At 68.9% G+C, this 13,322-nt stretch carries 15 protein-coding genes; 1 reads left to right on the top strand and 14 read right to left on the bottom strand.

The features are described from left to right. Positions 1–112 precede the first annotated feature (112 nt). The 6 genes from ACIBSV_RS33090 to ACIBSV_RS33065 form a co-directional block, all read right to left on the bottom strand. Positions 113–700 carry a type 1 glutamine amidotransferase domain-containing protein gene (locus ACIBSV_RS33090; RefSeq protein WP_395869640.1) on the bottom strand — a complete coding sequence of 196 codons (588 nt, stop codon included), beginning with the start codon at positions 698–700 and terminating at the stop codon, positions 113–115. Further along, entirely contained in the window at positions 697–1,161 is a 465-nt protein-coding gene (locus ACIBSV_RS33085; protein ID WP_395869639.1) for a DUF6479 family protein, read from the bottom strand. Before ACIBSV_RS33085 ends, ACIBSV_RS33090 begins: the two co-directional genes overlap by 4 nt. 399 nt (positions 1,162–1,560) lie before the next feature. Continuing rightward, entirely contained in the window at positions 1,561–1,827 is a 267-nt protein-coding gene (locus ACIBSV_RS33080; RefSeq protein WP_395869638.1) for a DUF4235 domain-containing protein, read from the bottom strand. A 180-nt stretch (positions 1,828–2,007) separates the two neighbouring features. Next, positions 2,008–2,298, bottom strand: a complete 291-nt coding sequence (locus ACIBSV_RS33075) for a hypothetical protein (RefSeq protein ID WP_395869636.1) — start codon at positions 2,296–2,298, stop codon at positions 2,008–2,010. A 79-nt stretch (positions 2,299–2,377) separates the two neighbouring features. Then, the gene (locus ACIBSV_RS33070) at positions 2,378–2,878 is read right to left on the bottom strand and encodes an SRPBCC family protein (protein WP_395869635.1); all 501 of its coding nucleotides are present in this window, start codon (positions 2,876–2,878) and stop codon (positions 2,378–2,380) included. 337 nt (positions 2,879–3,215) lie between these two features. Next, positions 3,216–3,803: a TetR/AcrR family transcriptional regulator gene (locus ACIBSV_RS33065; RefSeq protein ID WP_395869633.1), complete on the bottom strand. Its 588-nt coding sequence runs from the start codon at positions 3,801–3,803 to the stop codon at positions 3,216–3,218. 290 nt (positions 3,804–4,093) lie between these two features. On the opposite strand from ACIBSV_RS33065, the gene ACIBSV_RS33060 reads away from it, so the two are divergent. After that, on the top strand, positions 4,094–5,038 hold the full coding sequence (locus tag ACIBSV_RS33060) for an alpha/beta hydrolase family protein (RefSeq protein WP_395869631.1): 945 nt from the start codon (positions 4,094–4,096) through the stop codon (positions 5,036–5,038). Positions 5,039–5,478: 440 nt separating this feature from the next. Here the strand turns inward: ACIBSV_RS33060 and ACIBSV_RS33055 are convergent, their stop codons facing one another. From ACIBSV_RS33055 to ACIBSV_RS33020, 8 genes are all read right to left on the bottom strand, one after another. Beyond that, a complete protein-coding gene (locus ACIBSV_RS33055) occupies positions 5,479–6,732 on the bottom strand; it encodes a cytochrome P450 (RefSeq protein ID WP_395869629.1) in 1,254 nt (417 codons plus the stop codon). Positions 6,733–6,920: 188 nt separating this feature from the next. Next, positions 6,921–8,297: a cytochrome P450 gene (locus ACIBSV_RS33050; RefSeq protein ID WP_395869626.1), complete on the bottom strand. Its 1,377-nt coding sequence runs from the start codon at positions 8,295–8,297 to the stop codon at positions 6,921–6,923. Further along, the gene (locus tag ACIBSV_RS33045; RefSeq protein WP_395869624.1) at positions 8,294–8,926 is read right to left on the bottom strand and encodes a GTP-binding protein; all 633 of its coding nucleotides are present in this window, start codon (positions 8,924–8,926) and stop codon (positions 8,294–8,296) included. The genes ACIBSV_RS33050 and ACIBSV_RS33045 overlap by 4 nt, the downstream gene beginning before the upstream one ends. Next, complete coding sequence (locus ACIBSV_RS33040; RefSeq protein WP_331772153.1) at positions 8,907–9,275, bottom strand: DUF742 domain-containing protein; 369 nt, start codon at positions 9,273–9,275, stop codon at positions 8,907–8,909. Before ACIBSV_RS33040 ends, ACIBSV_RS33045 begins: the two co-directional genes overlap by 20 nt. After that, complete coding sequence (locus ACIBSV_RS33035) at positions 9,272–9,673, bottom strand: roadblock/LC7 domain-containing protein (RefSeq protein WP_395869622.1); 402 nt, start codon at positions 9,671–9,673, stop codon at positions 9,272–9,274. Before ACIBSV_RS33035 ends, ACIBSV_RS33040 begins: the two co-directional genes overlap by 4 nt. Next, positions 9,670–10,833: an ATP-binding protein gene (locus ACIBSV_RS33030; RefSeq protein ID WP_395869620.1), complete on the bottom strand. Its 1,164-nt coding sequence runs from the start codon at positions 10,831–10,833 to the stop codon at positions 9,670–9,672. The genes ACIBSV_RS33035 and ACIBSV_RS33030 overlap by 4 nt, the downstream gene beginning before the upstream one ends. 833 nt (positions 10,834–11,666) lie before the next feature. Next, positions 11,667–12,422, bottom strand: a complete 756-nt coding sequence (locus ACIBSV_RS33025) for an enoyl-CoA hydratase/isomerase family protein (RefSeq protein WP_395869618.1) — start codon at positions 12,420–12,422, stop codon at positions 11,667–11,669. Positions 12,423–12,745: 323 nt separating this feature from the next. Further along, positions 12,746–13,322 (bottom strand): carbohydrate-binding protein (locus ACIBSV_RS33020; protein WP_395869616.1); only part of this gene is annotated, 577 nt, incomplete at its 5' end.

The following is a 13,322-nucleotide window of genomic DNA, read 5'->3' as shown; positions in this document are numbered from 1 at the left end:
GGGCACGCGGATGGCGCCCCACCCCGCCGAGCGGGGGGAGCGCCATCGATTGGTCCGGTGGTCCGGTGGTCCGAAAGCCGGATGTCGCTGATGCCGGGAGGTGGTTCGCGCTTCACACCCGGCGCGTCGACCCGAGGTCGGACATCGTCAGGGCCGCGTCGATCTGGTGCACGAAGTCCTTGAGGTCATCGGGCGTGCGGGAGGTGATCAGTACATAGTCGCCCGTGTCGTCCCGCACGACCGGCTCGTCGAGCCAACGGCCGCCGGCGTTGCGGATGTCCGTCTCGACGGACGCGTACGAGGTCAGCGTGCGGTCGCGTACGACGTCGGCCTCGACCAGCATCCACGGGCCATGGCAGATGGCGGCGACGGGGCGGCCCGAGGTGGCGAAGGAGCGGACGATGCCGACGGCGGTGTCGTTCAGGCGCAACGAGTCGGCGTTGAGCGTGCCGCCCGGCACGAGCAGGAGGTCGTAGCCGGACGGGTCCGCGTCGGACAGGGTGAGCGTCGGCGCGACGCTCACGCCCGGGTCCTTGTCGCCGACGAGGGTCCGGATCGGTTCCGTCGAAGGTGCCGCGATGTCGACCCGGGCACCGGATTCGCGGAGACGGCGGACCGGGACGACCAGTTCGTCCTGCTCCACGCCGTAGTTGGTGACGATCGCCAGGATGCGTCGGCCGGTCAGGTCGGAGTCGTTCATCGAGGTCGGCCTTTCGGTTCGCGGTTCACGACAAGGGGAAGAGGGCCGCCGATCGGTTGTGCGGCGACCCACCGCCCCTGCTGCCCACGCGCATTGTCGACAAACGTCGCGTTCGCAGCCGAACCGCGCCAAGCCGGGTGGTCCCGTCGGATGCCGTCCCGGTCCTCCCTGTGCGGGTCGGCCGCCCGGGATCCGAGATTGCCGAAACCGGGCATGTCGTGCGGGCCCCTCCGGTGCCCGTCCCGGGGCATCTCGGCGGACTCCCGCCGCCCGCCTTCGGTCGGCGCCTCGGACGCGGTGGTGGGAATCCCCTGCGGAGGCGCGGGCGGCGGCCGGCGCCGGCGACGCACTCCGCTCACCACGGGAATGATGAGCAGGACGGCGGCCAGGAGTGCGGCGGGGATGGCCACCGCGGCCACGGTTCCCGCCGAGGCCGATTCGAGCCGAGCCAGGGCGATCATGTGCAAACCGCTACCCCGACTCGTGCCGGTGATGCTTCGGCGCCCGGGCCCGGCGCACGCGCGACCCCATGCGCCGTGGCGGACCCGCGCCGGGCGCGGCGAGGGTGGTGTTCGGCGCAACGAAGTCCGGCCTTGCCAAGCTGGTTTGCATCACGCGTGAACAGTTCCGAGCCGCTGCGCACAGGAGCTGCCGTACGGGTGGCAGTCCTTGACCCCCCCGCCAGTCGGCAACGGGTCTCGGTGTCTGTCGGCGCAGTTCGCCGGTGGGCGGCCGGGCGTAGGGATGCCCGGGAACCGGCATTCCTCGCCGGTGACTTGGCCGCGAACTCGGCAGTTCCCGGTGCCGACCGGGACGGCCGACACGGATGGGCAAATCCCGAGCTTCGGGTTCCGCGCCGGTCAGCCTGGCCATTTGCCCGACACGCGGCGGACGGCGGTTGCCCCTCCGCGGTCGGTGGCGGCCTTGACGGCTGCGAAGATCGCCCCCTGTAGCGCGGCGGCGATGAGCACCTCGCGCCACCCACGGTCCTCGTCGGTGGCATCCGGGGCGTCGTCCTCGTGCCCCAGTACCTTCCACATCTGCTTGAACACGGCACCCGCGACCATTCCGCTCAGTGCCCCCGCGAGCAGGCCGATCGGCTTGTACGCGATCTTCGCGGTGTTCATCACCGGCTCCCTTCGTGCGATGACATGATTTCCAATACCCGCGAGACGGGCATCCAGCCTTCGATCAGGTCCGATCACGTCGACGGCCGCGTCATGTCACCCGTCCCGGGTTTCCGCGACCGGCGGGCGCACCGCCTCGCGCATGCCCGCCGCCTCCGCCCGAGATGTAGCCGGAGTGGGCTACTTCCACATCATGAAGAGGATCACCGGGACGAGGAATAGCAGGACCCACGGTTCGATCAGGACCAGCAGGCCCAGACCGGTGTAGGCGGCCGCTTCGGTCAGGCGGTGCTTGGTGGACTTGCGCTGCTTGCCCTTGCCCTTGCCCTTGTTCTTGTTCGTGGGCTTGCCCTTGCCCTTGGCGCCCGTGCACCGCCCGGTGTCGTCATGGGTGGACTCGGCGGGTGCTTCGAGGTGGTGTTTGGTGAGGGAGATCGGGGGGCTGGTCAGTGCGTCGGCAGGGTTGCTCATGGTGGTCTCCGTGAGTTGTTCGGCGGTGGGTGATGGGTGGTGGGTCGGCGGGCCGGGTGCATCGACCGCAGCGGCGGAGTTACTGCTGCCGTCGCTCGGCGTGGTCCTTCAGGTGCCGCAGCCATTGGCGCAGCGAGTGGTCGAGCGCGTGGCGCATGTCGTCGGGGGCGGCGTCGACCGGTGCGCCGCTCCAGGATTCGTCGGTGCGAACCGCCACGACGCCGTCCTGCTCGTGGAACGTCCAGACGTGGACGCCTTCGATGCCCTGCACCGGGCCACCCCAGACGATGCGCTTTCCGGGGACGACCTGGTACACGGTCGAGGTGATGTCGAGGCCGTGAGTGAGCCACCGGAACCGCCCGCCGGGGGCGAGCGGGGCGTCGAGTTCGGCGCGGTCGATGTCCGGGTTCCAGTCGGCCCAGGCGTCGATGTTGCTGTGCAGGGCCCAGACGTCGGCGAGCGGGGCGTTCACCGTGATGGAGAGCCGCACGATGACGGGGGCGTCGGCGTCGACGGCCTCGATCGGGGGGAGGGCGGCGTTGGGTGTGCCGGCGGCGAGGGGGGTGGCTCCGGTGCTCATGGCGAGATCTCCTCGATGAGAAGGGTTCATGAGTGATTGATCACTCAAAGTTTGGATCACAGAAATGTCGGGCAAGTTCGCGCAAATTCAACCGATATGCCGACGTTGTCTTGATGTACTCCTACTGTCAGTCGAGATGTGAGTAGCTAATCACTCACATTTTCGTTCGTCAAGGATCCGCGATCGGAGCAAACGAGGTCGACGTGCCTTGGGCGCGGTCTCGCACTCCGACGCCGCGGCCGTCGTCTTCGCCGCCTGGGCGCGTCGGCGGACCGCGCTGCTCACCGCGCACGGTCGGTGGGGCCGCCTGCGTGGGCGTGGCTTGCCGGGTGTCGGGTCAGCGAGGTTGGCGCAGGCCCGCGACGAGGAGTGCGACCAGGGCGCGTGCGTCGTAGCGGGGGTCCGTCTCGGCGCCGATGCACAGGTTTCCGATGCCGCGCATGAGTTGGTACGCGGTGAGGTCGGAGCGGACCTCGGCCGCTGCGACGGCGGCGTCGAGGAGTAGGGCGCACACCGGTAGGAGGCGGTCGAGGAAGTAGGCGTGCAGGGCCTCGAAGCCGGCGTTGTCGGCCTGCATCGCGGCGGCCAGGCCGTGTTTGGTGACCAGGAAGTCGACGAAGAGGTCGACCCACCGTTCGAGGGCGACGTGGGGCGTCGGGCCGGCGGCCAGGAGGGCGGGGCCGGCCTCGGCGCAGGCGTCGACCTGGTGGCGGTAGACGGCGATGACGAGGTCCGCCCGCGTGGGGAAGTGGCGGTAGACCGTACCCACGCCGACGCCGGCCTTGGTCGCGATGTCGCGTACCGGGGCCTCCACGCCCGAGGCGACGAAGACCGCGGCGGCGGCGTCCAGCAGGGTCTTCTGGTTGCGCCGGACGTCCTTGCGCTTGGATTCGGCCGCGCTTCCCTGCCGGTTGCCGTCGTTCATCGCCGTGCGTCCTTTCGTGCCGTTGCAAAGCGGAACCATGTTCCGTATCGTTGGCGGAGCGAGGTTCCGTTTCGTCCATGATGGCAGATCGAGAGACCGCGGCCCATGCCGTCCGACGGGCTCACGCTCCGTCCGGGGAAGGGCACACGACCTCGACAGGCGGTGTCGGCGTGCCCGCGTGTCGGGGACGGCCCTCGCCTCCAACCCCACCCGTCCCGCCGCCTGCGAGGCGAGCGGCGGTTGGCCCCACCGAACCAAGAGTGCGAAGAAGCCGAACGGAAGGCAGTGCCATGTCCGACTCGAACACCACAGACTTCACAGCAGCTACAAACATCCCGAGCACCACGGTGGTATCCGCGAAGCCGATCGTCCTGCCCGCCCCGGGGCGCGGTGAGGACCTCCAGGTGCGCGTGTCCGCCCCCGCGACCGGCGGCGACCTGCCCGTCATCGTCTTCTCGCACGGCTTCGGCTGGTCGATGAACGGCTACGCGCCGCTCGCCGATCACTGGGCCGCCAACGGCTTCGTGGTCGTCCAGCCCACCCACCTCGACTCCCGCACGCTCGCCATCCCGCACGAGGACCCGCGTACGCCCCGGATCTGGCGCATTCGGATCGAGGACCTCACACGCTTGCTGGACGGGCTCGACGTCCTCGAAGCTTCCGTGCCGGGCCTCGCCGGCCGCGTCGACCGTGATCGCATCGCGGTCGCCGGCCACTCCTGGGGCGCCCAGTCGGCGAGCGCGCTGCTCGGGGCGCGTGTCCTCGACGCCGACGGCGTTCCCGGCGAGGACATGGCCGACCCCCGCGTCAAGGCGGGCGTGCTGTTGGCTCTGACCGGCCTGGGCGACGACCTGACTCCCTTCGCCGTCGAGCACCTCCCATTCCTGAGGCCGTCCTTCGACGCGATGACCACCCCGGCCCTCATCGTCGCCGGGGACCACGACCAGTCCCACCTGTCCACCCGCGGACCGGACTGGTTCACCGACCCCTACACCCACAGCCCGGGAGACAAGAGCCTGCTCACCCTGTTCGGGGCGGAGCATTCGCTCGGCGGCATCCCCGGGTACGAGGTCGCCGAGACGACGGACGAGAGCCCCGCGCGCGTCGCCCTGATCCAGCAGTTCACCACGGCCTTCCTCCGCAGCGCGCTCCGCCCCGAGGACACCGGCTGGAAGACCGCGGTCGCCGCACTGGAGGACGCCGCCGACCCACTGGGGATGTTGCGCAGCAAGTGAAGGCCCTGTTCCCGGCGGACGTTCCGACACGATCGTCGGCGCCGCACGGGCTCGACCTCGACTACGTGAAGGACACCGGGTGCGCCGCCGCCCTTCTCCAACTCTCGGTCAAACTGAACCGCCTTACCTACAACGCTGGTTAGGGTCGGTTCATCACCAACGCCGTGCTCGTCGGTGCGATCGGGAAGGTGGTTCCCGACGCTCGGATCGACCTCCCGACCGGAGGCGGGGGACAGCGCATGGACCTCGACATCGGACGTCTTTGGGAAGACACCGACTACCAGGCCGAGTACGACACCGACCGAGCTGCCGGCGACTACATCGCATGGCTGCGCGCAGACGACAAGGATCTGAGGCCGCGCCCGCCGCCCGCCGGGCACCCGCGACCCACACAAGGCGGTGGCGGGGGCCCGGCGGAGCCGGAAGTGGACGGCGGGGGTTCAGCGTTCGCTCACCCGCAGGGTGGTGATGCGGCGGAAGGCCAGGCGGGGTTCCCAGTTCGGCTCGGTGACGACGCGAAGGGTGGGCAGGCGTCGCAGGGTCTTCTCCAGGAGGACGGTGGCCTCCAGACGGGCCAGACCGGCGCCGATGCAGTAGTGGATTCCGCCGCCGAAAGAGATGTGTCGGCCCCGGCGCGTGACGTCGAAGTCGTCCGCGTCGGGTGTGGCCGCCGGGTCGTGGTTCGCCGCGCCGAGCATGGTGTGCACCACTTCCCCGCGGGCGATGGACACTCCCGCGAGTTCGGTGTCCTCGCCGGCCAGGCGGGTGGTCACGTGGATCGGCGGGTCGTAGCGGAAGACCTCCTCGATCGCGTCCGGTACCGCGTCCGGTCGTCCGCTCAGCCAGGACCGCTGGGCGGAATGTCGGTGCAGGATCCACATCATGGTGGACAACAGGGTCGACGTCGTTTCCAGCGAGGCGATGACGATGAACATGACCAGGAAGTAGACCTCCTCGTCGGCGACTTCCCGGTCCGGCTCGATGGAGTCCCAGGTACGCAGCCAGGTCGAGATCACGTCGTCTCCGGGCTTCGCGCGTCGTTCCGCGACCAACGCGGTGAAGTAGTCGCGCAGTCCGATCGCGGCGGCGTCCGCCTCGCGGAGTTGGCGTTTGGTGGGCAGTAACTCCTGCGAGTACGCTTGGGCGTGCGTCAGAGCGCGTAGGAGATCGAAGTCCTCGGCCGGCACGCCCAGCCAGTGCCCGACCGTCGCCACCGGGAGTTGCTCGCCGACGGTGTCGACGAAGTCGGCTTCGCCCGCCGCCATGCGTTCCACGAGGAGGTCGATCAATCCGTCCGTGATCCGCTCGACGGCGGGTCGCATCGCGTCGAGGGTGCTGCGGTCGAAGATGTTGCTGATGGATCGGCGCCGCCGGGTGTGTTGCGGCGGATTGAGTGCCACCAGGGTATGGGCGAGCTCCCGGGACGCGGGCGTCGTCCAGCGGGAACCGTCGGTCTGAGCGGCGCGCCACGCGCCGTCCAAGGCGAGCCAGGCCGGACTGCGCAGCACCTGATCGCAGGTCTGATAGGACGTCAGCAGATATCCGCCCCAGGGCGCGGGCACGACTTCGCCCATCGCTCTGAGTTCCGCGTAGATGGGCAGGGGGTCCGCCTGTCCGCCGACCGAGCGCAGGCGGGACAACAGGCCGACGACGGTCCGGCGGTCAATCACGGTGGCGGATACTGAGGACTGCATGACGTCTCCTTGGTGGAACTCAACAGGATGTCAACTAGACGCTCGGCACAGGCGTGATCGGTCGGCCGCCCGGATGACCGGGCGGCCGACGCTTTTGGACTTCTTCGGTTGGTGTGGCCGGTGGGGCAACCTCGGGAAGTGGCCGATCGGGCCGGGAGGTTCGGTGAATCAGGCGGCGGTGCGGCGGGTTATTGGTTGCGCCACCAGTTCAGGAAGGAACTCCACACACCCGGCTTGCGAACGTCCTCACCGCGGTCGGCTCGGCCGGCGGCGACGCGCGGGGCGGCGGTCGGTACGGGGGGTGGTGTACTCGCCGCGCGGTGGGTGAGGACGGGGGTGTAGCGCGCCGGCAGCGCGTTCAGGGCGCGGTGGAAGGGCCCCGGCCGCCAGTCCAACTCCTGAACCGGGATCGCCAGTTCGAGATCGGGGAGGCGGTTGAGGAGCTTCTCGATCGCGGCGGTGGCGATCAGCCACGCGGAGTCCTTGGCCGGGCAGGCGTGCGGCCCGGCGCTCCAGGCGAGGTGCGAGCGGTTGTTCGGGCGCTGTCCGTGCGCGAAGAGCGTGGGGTCGGTATTGGCGGCGGCGAAACTGATCACCACCGGCGTTCCCTGGCGCACCACGACGCCGGACAGGTCGACGTCGCGCACGGGGTAGTGCACGGCGTAGTTCGCCATCGGCGGGTCGGTCCACAACACCTCTTCGAGCGCGTCCTCGACGGAACCCCCGGCCCCGAACAGGCTGGCCGAGAAGCGTTCGTCGGACAGGATCAGCCGCAGCCCGTTGGCGATAAGGTTCCGTTGCGGTTCGGTGCCCGCACTCATCAGCATGACGAGTTGATGGATCATCTCCTCGTCGTTGAGCCGGTTGGGATGCGCCATCAGCCACGACGTGACGTCGGGTCCGGGATGGGCGCGCTTGAGCGCGACGAGTTCCACCAGGGCGCCGGTGAGCACCGCGTTGGCGTTCTCCGCGTCGACGCCCTCGAAGATTCCCGAGATGCCCGCGACCAGCCGGTCGCCCAACTCGGCCGGGCTGCCGAAGAGTCGGCTGAAGACCAGGAGCGGCAGGGTCTTGGCGTAGCCGTGCAGCAGGTCCACCGAGCCGCTGTCGCCCCACTGGTCGATGAGGTAGTCCGAACTGCTCTCGACGAATCGACGCAGCTCGTACGGATCGATCCGATTCAGACTGTCGGTCACCGCCTGACGCAGCCTCAGGTGCTCGGAACCGTCGGTGAACAGGCAGTTCGGTCGGTACATCATCATCGGCACGACCGGACTGTCGGCCGGCACCGTACCGTCCGCCAGTGCCCGCCAGCGACGCGGGTCCTTGGCGAAGACTTCCGGCGAGTGCAGTACGTGCAGCGCGGCGGCGTGCGAGGTCACGAGCATGGCGTCGACGCCGGGCGCCAACTCCACGGGTGCGGCAGGTCCCTGGCGGCGCAGTTCGGCGTACACGGCATGGGCGTCCATGGAGAACGCCTTGCCGTGCAGCGAAGTCGCGCCGTTGCCGGCGTGCGCGGGGCAGCCGGGGGGTGGCGCGGACGGATCATCGGGACGAGAGTTCACGCGGGTTCCTTTTGCGCACGGGCCTGGAGGTAGCGGACAAGGGTCATCAAGGCCTCCTTCGACGAATCGCGATCACGGGCGTCGCACGTGATCAGCGGCGTCTCGGGAAGGAGGTCGAGGGCGTCGCGGAGCCGGTCCATGGGGTAGGTGGGGGATCCGTCGAAGCGGTTGATCGCGACCGCGTACGGGATGTCGTGTTCCTCGAGCAGTCCGATCACGTCGAAGGACTGATCGAAGCGCTGCGGGTCGATCAGTACCAGGGCGCCGAGGGCGCCGATGGTCATGTCCTTCCACACCTGCGCGAATCGCTGCTGCCCGGGGGTGCCGAACAGGTACAGGACCACGCGCTCGCTGAGGGTGAGCCGGCCGAAGTCCAATGCCACGGTGGTGGTGGTCTTGCGGCCGGCGCCGGTGAGGTCGTCCACGTCGACGCTCGCCTGGGTCATGGTTTCTTCGGTGCTCAGCGGGCGGATCTCGGACATCGTGCCGACGAAGGTGGTCTTGCCCACCGCGAAGTGCCCGACGATCAGGATCTTGGCCGCGACGCGCACGCTGTCCGAGAGGTAGACGTCTGCCACGGTGACGGGGGGGCCGGCACCGGGGCGGTCGTCAGAGACGAGCGAGTCCATCGAGCACCTCCTGGAGGAGTTCACGCCGCGGCAACTCGGCCGGGGGTATGGGTTGCCGAGTGGCGACGATGCCGCTGTCGATGAGGTCGGACAGCAGCACCTTGACGACGCCGATGGGCAGTTCGAGATGCCCGGCCACCTCGGCCACGGAGAGGATGCCGCCCCGGCACAGGGCGACCAGGCGCTTCTTCTCGGGATCCAGGATGTGCGGGGACATGTCGCCGGGAAGCGCGATCACCAGACTGACCAGGTCGAGGCCATCACGGGTGGGATGCCCGCGGCCCTGGGTGATGACGTAGGCACGGACTAATTCGGGAGTGCCGGGCTCCGGCTTGTCGGGCGTCGTCATACGGCGTGATCCACGTCCTGTCGGGGCGGGCTGGTCAGTTCCTTTCCTAGCTGACGGACCAGCTGTTGCATGCGAAACGTGATGATCTCCATATCGACGTGTTCGGTGGCGGACACCGCCAGATAGGCTCCGGGGCCGGCCGCCACGAGAAAGATGAATCCGTCACCGAACTCGACCAGGGTTTGCCGCCACGGTGTTTCCGCGTTGCCGGTGAACTCCGCGGTGCTGCGACTGATCGACTGGAGGCCGGAAAGCGCCGCAGCCTGTCGATCCGCCTCATCGCGGGAGATTCCGTCGGAATGCGCCCGCAATATCCCGTCGGCGGACAGGAGAATCGCGTGTCGGGCCTCTGGAAGCTTGAGTGCGTCGTTGAGCATCCAGGCCAGGTCGTTGTTCATCGAGATTCGTGCCCTTTGGTGTCTGTGTCGGGGACGCGGCCGGAACGGGTGCCTCGTTGGAAGGCACCCATGAGTCCCGCGACTTCCGCGTCCGATCGGGCGGGGGCGTCCGGCGGGTCGGCCTGCTCGGACCGCGCGGCCGGGAGCGGCGCTCTGCGCCGGCGCTGCGGCAGGTCGTCCTCCGAGGGTGCGGACGCCGGGGCCGGCTGCGCGGCTCGCGGGGCGGCCGGCGCGACTTCCCGGGGCTGGGCCGCGACCCTGCGCTCGCGTCGAATCGGCTGCTCGGGCGACGGCCCCGTGTCCACAGCGGTGGTGAGCAGTTCGGGAGGCAGCATGACCACCGCGCGGGTACCGCCGTAGGGGGAGCGGGTGTCCACCGAGACGGTGAACCCGTACTGGGCCGCGAGCATGCCGATCACGGGGAAGCCGAACTGCGGGGGATGCCCCAGCCGGGTGATGCCGACCGGCTCGTCCGCGGTCAGGAAGCGCGCGGCGCTTTGCCGGACCTCCTCGTGCATGCCCACACCCGCGTCGTCGACCATGATGCAGACGCCGTTGGGCACGGTCTGGAAGTTGATCTCGACGGTCGTGTGCGGGGGCGAGTAACTGGCGGCGTTGTCCAGGAGTTCGGCCACGGCGAGAGCCACCGGCTCCACCGCTCGGCCGATGACCGCCACGTTGGACTGCATCCGGATCTCGACCCGCAGATAGTCCCGGATCCGACCTTTGGCGCCGCGCATGACGTCGTAGAGCGGTGTGGCGTTGCGTTGCCTTCCGGTCCAACCGCCGCACAGCGCGGCGATCACCTGGGCCCGCCGGCCGAACTGCGAGTTCATGTGGTCGATTCCCAGCAGGTCCTGGAGGAGTTGGGAATCGGCGTAGTTCTTCTGCATCTCGGAGATCGCGAGCTGCTGCTCACTGGCCAGACCCTGCAGGGTCCGCATCGCGGCCTTGAGAGCGGTCTTGGCCGAATGATCGGCGCGGTTCCGGGCGTCCTCGACCGCGGTGGTGAACATCTCCACGACCGTCTCGATGCCCTGTGCGTAGGGGGTGTCGCGTAGCTCCTCGTGCAGCAGGACGGAGCCCTTGAGTCGTTCGCCCGATTCGGCCAGGGCGGGCAGCAGAGTTCGCGCCACGTTGAGAATCTCGTCGTCGCGCATATTCACATTCTCGGCGAGTGTGCGGTTTCTTTCACGCAAACCCTTGACAGTTCTTCGGCTTCGCGCCGCGTATATCCCGGCGGCGCCCGTGCCGATCACCCCGTACCAGAGTGCGGGGTCGTGCATGAAATCCATTTACAAGATCCTCGTCACGCGATAAGGCAAGCCCGGGTGGCCGGCTCGGTTCGGCGGGTGCATCGACAACACGAGCGGTCGGCCATGGTTCGACCCGACCTCTCCGTACGCGCCGAATATGTCTGATTGACACCAAGCGTCACTTTTGGCATTGCTCTCTCGGTTGTAGGGCCTTGTGATTCTAATGGCGTTGAGTTGCCCAGATCGAATCCTCGTCACGCGGCGCTTTCCAGCCATTCCGTTCTGCGACGGACTTGACGAAGTACGCGATTATGTCCCGAAGTATCGAGACATGCTGCTTTATCCCGATCAACGGTACGACCGGTGGTCGGCGACGGATTTCGAGTGGGAAATCGGCCGATTGGAGAGGTCGGTGAGGATTGCGATCCGGAATGCGCGAACCGGATGGCTGGAATGCGTCATATGCATGGACGCCGGTGGCCGATATGCCGGGCCGACGCCGTGCCCACGTCGCGGGGCAGGGGTGGAACGCGGGACGCGGCTCCCGCGGCGGGCGCGGCACGCACGGTGCGCTCGAACCAGCCCGGCGTGGCACGCGGCGGACGGGTGGATCCCGTGTCGATGACGCGCCCGTCGCGACGACGACCGACGCCGGGATGCGTCGGATTCACGCCAAGTGGCCACCGAGGCATCCGAATCCACCGGCCGCGGATGACGGCCGGGCATGGGTGTGCCGGTCAGCCGCCGGTGGTCTCGCCGACCGCGACGGCGAGGAGGTGGCTGTCCAGAAGCCCGACGTCCGCAAGCCGGGACGGGGCGGAGTACGCGTGCAGGAGCGCCTTGCTCGTGCGCAGCGCCGAGGCCGACCTGCGCAGTGTCGGCCTGATCCAGCCGTCGACCACCCGGTCGATGTCGGTCGAGGGCACCACGCGATGCAACAGGCCGATTCGGTGGGCGGTTTGCGCGTCGAGGGCGTCGGCGGTCAGTACCAGTTCCCGTACCCGCGACATGCCCAGTTCGCTGATCAGCCGGGCGAGCGCGCCGCCCCAGGTGGTGGGGAGCCCGAGCGCGAGTTCGGGAAGCCGGAAGCGACTGTCCTCGGTGCCCACACGCAGGTCGCAGTGCAGTGCGAGGGCCACCCCGGCTCCGATCGTTCTGCCGTGTACCCGGGCTATCGTGACGACTTCGGCCGCGGCCAGCGCCTCGCACACGGCCCGGGCCCGGTCGCCCAGGCGGCGAAGCGCGAGGCCCGTGGGGTCGGCCGCCAACAATTCGGCCATCTCGGCCCGACCTCCACCCAGGCAGAAGTCGTCACCCGCACCCGAGAGCACCAGGACACGAACGTCGGGGCGTTCGCGGAGTCCGGCAAGAAGGGTGCCGAGCTCGGACAACATGGTCTCGTCGAGCGGGTTGCCCTTGTCGGGGCGGTCGAGACGAACCCGCAGCACGCCGCCCTCGTCGGTCACGGCGAGGGTCTTGTGGTCGTGCGACATGAACGGCTCCATCGGTGTCGACTGGCTTCCTCTGGCTTCCTCTGGCTTCCTCAAGGGCAGGTCGACGAAGCGCAGGAGCACTCTCCGCAGCGGGATCGTTGCTTCGAGGCCGTCCGGGACCGGCAACGAGACAGTAGTGGAGTCCGCGGCTCAAGGCCAGGTCACGGCCCTGCCCGAGACGGAGGCCGCGGCAGTCGGGATCATGGCGATGTTCCGGACGTGCTGCTGCCCGGTAGGCCGGGCAACCGGCCTACCGGGCAGCATTGTTCGAAGACGGACCGATCAGGGCCGAAGTCGCGCGGACCGGTCGCGTGCGGCTTTGCTCAGCAGGCGCCGAGGTCGACCCACACTCCCCATTGGCCGGTGGTTCCCGGGACTTCGCCCTGGGTCCACCACTTGGCGCGGTAGGTGTGGCCGTTGTACGAGACCACGTTGCCGTTGGTGTAGACCGTGTTCGCGTTCCACGCGGGTGCGGTGCAGCCACCGGGGCCGTTGCCGACGGTCAGCGTGTATTGCGCGGTATGGGTGGTGGTGCCGGTGGCGGTCACCGTCACCGGGTACGTGCCCGGAGTCGCCGACGAACTCACCGAGAACTTCAGCGACGAGTTGGCCCCCGACTGGATGGTGCCCGGCGTGAACTCCGAGGTCACCCCACTGGGCAGGTTCGAGGTGGTCAGGGTGAGGGTTTGCGCGGTGCCGCCGGTGGTCGTGGTGCCGACCGTGGTCGTGACGTCGCCACCGGGCGGCGCGTTGCCCGACGTCGGGTTGAGCGTCATCGAGAAGTCGGGGTCGCTTGGACCCGAGGTGCAGGTGGGGTCGTTCGGCTGCGCCGGCAGGCTGACGGCGTCCCACGCGGCCTTGGTCTTGTTGAACAGGGCGCAGGTGGGGTCGAGGGTCTTG

The sequence above is a fragment of the Embleya sp. NPDC050154 genome, assembly GCF_044460165.1.
GTDB lineage: Bacteria > Actinomycetota > Actinomycetes > Streptomycetales > Streptomycetaceae > Embleya.
This window is presented reverse-complemented; position numbering and strand designations above follow the sequence as displayed.

Coding starts and splice junctions, on each gene's coding strand:
- ACIBSV_RS33090 (WP_395869640.1), bottom strand. CDS start 700: ATGAACGACTCCGACCTGACCGGCCGACGCATCCTGGCGATCGTCACC.
- ACIBSV_RS33085 (WP_395869639.1), bottom strand. CDS start 1,161: ATGATCGCCCTGGCTCGGCTCGAATCGGCCTCGGCGGGAACCGTGGCC.
- ACIBSV_RS33080 (WP_395869638.1), bottom strand. CDS start 1,827: ATGAACACCGCGAAGATCGCGTACAAGCCGATCGGCCTGCTCGCGGGG.
- ACIBSV_RS33075 (WP_395869636.1), bottom strand. CDS start 2,298: ATGAGCAACCCTGCCGACGCACTGACCAGCCCCCCGATCTCCCTCACC.
- ACIBSV_RS33070 (WP_395869635.1), bottom strand. CDS start 2,878: ATGAGCACCGGAGCCACCCCCCTCGCCGCCGGCACACCCAACGCCGCC.
- ACIBSV_RS33065 (WP_395869633.1), bottom strand. CDS start 3,803: ATGAACGACGGCAACCGGCAGGGAAGCGCGGCCGAATCCAAGCGCAAG.
- ACIBSV_RS33060 (WP_395869631.1), top strand. CDS start 4,094: ATGTCCGACTCGAACACCACAGACTTCACAGCAGCTACAAACATCCCG.
- ACIBSV_RS33055 (WP_395869629.1), bottom strand. CDS start 6,732: ATGCAGTCCTCAGTATCCGCCACCGTGATTGACCGCCGGACCGTCGTC.
- ACIBSV_RS33045 (WP_395869624.1), bottom strand. CDS start 8,926: ATGGACTCGCTCGTCTCTGACGACCGCCCCGGTGCCGGCCCCCCCGTC.
- ACIBSV_RS33040 (WP_331772153.1), bottom strand. CDS start 9,275: ATGACGACGCCCGACAAGCCGGAGCCCGGCACTCCCGAATTAGTCCGT.
- ACIBSV_RS33035 (WP_395869622.1), bottom strand. CDS start 9,673: ATGAACAACGACCTGGCCTGGATGCTCAACGACGCACTCAAGCTTCCA.
- ACIBSV_RS33030 (WP_395869620.1), bottom strand. CDS start 10,833: ATGCGCGACGACGAGATTCTCAACGTGGCGCGAACTCTGCTGCCCGCC.
- ACIBSV_RS33025 (WP_395869618.1), bottom strand. CDS start 12,422: ATGTCGCACGACCACAAGACCCTCGCCGTGACCGACGAGGGCGGCGTG.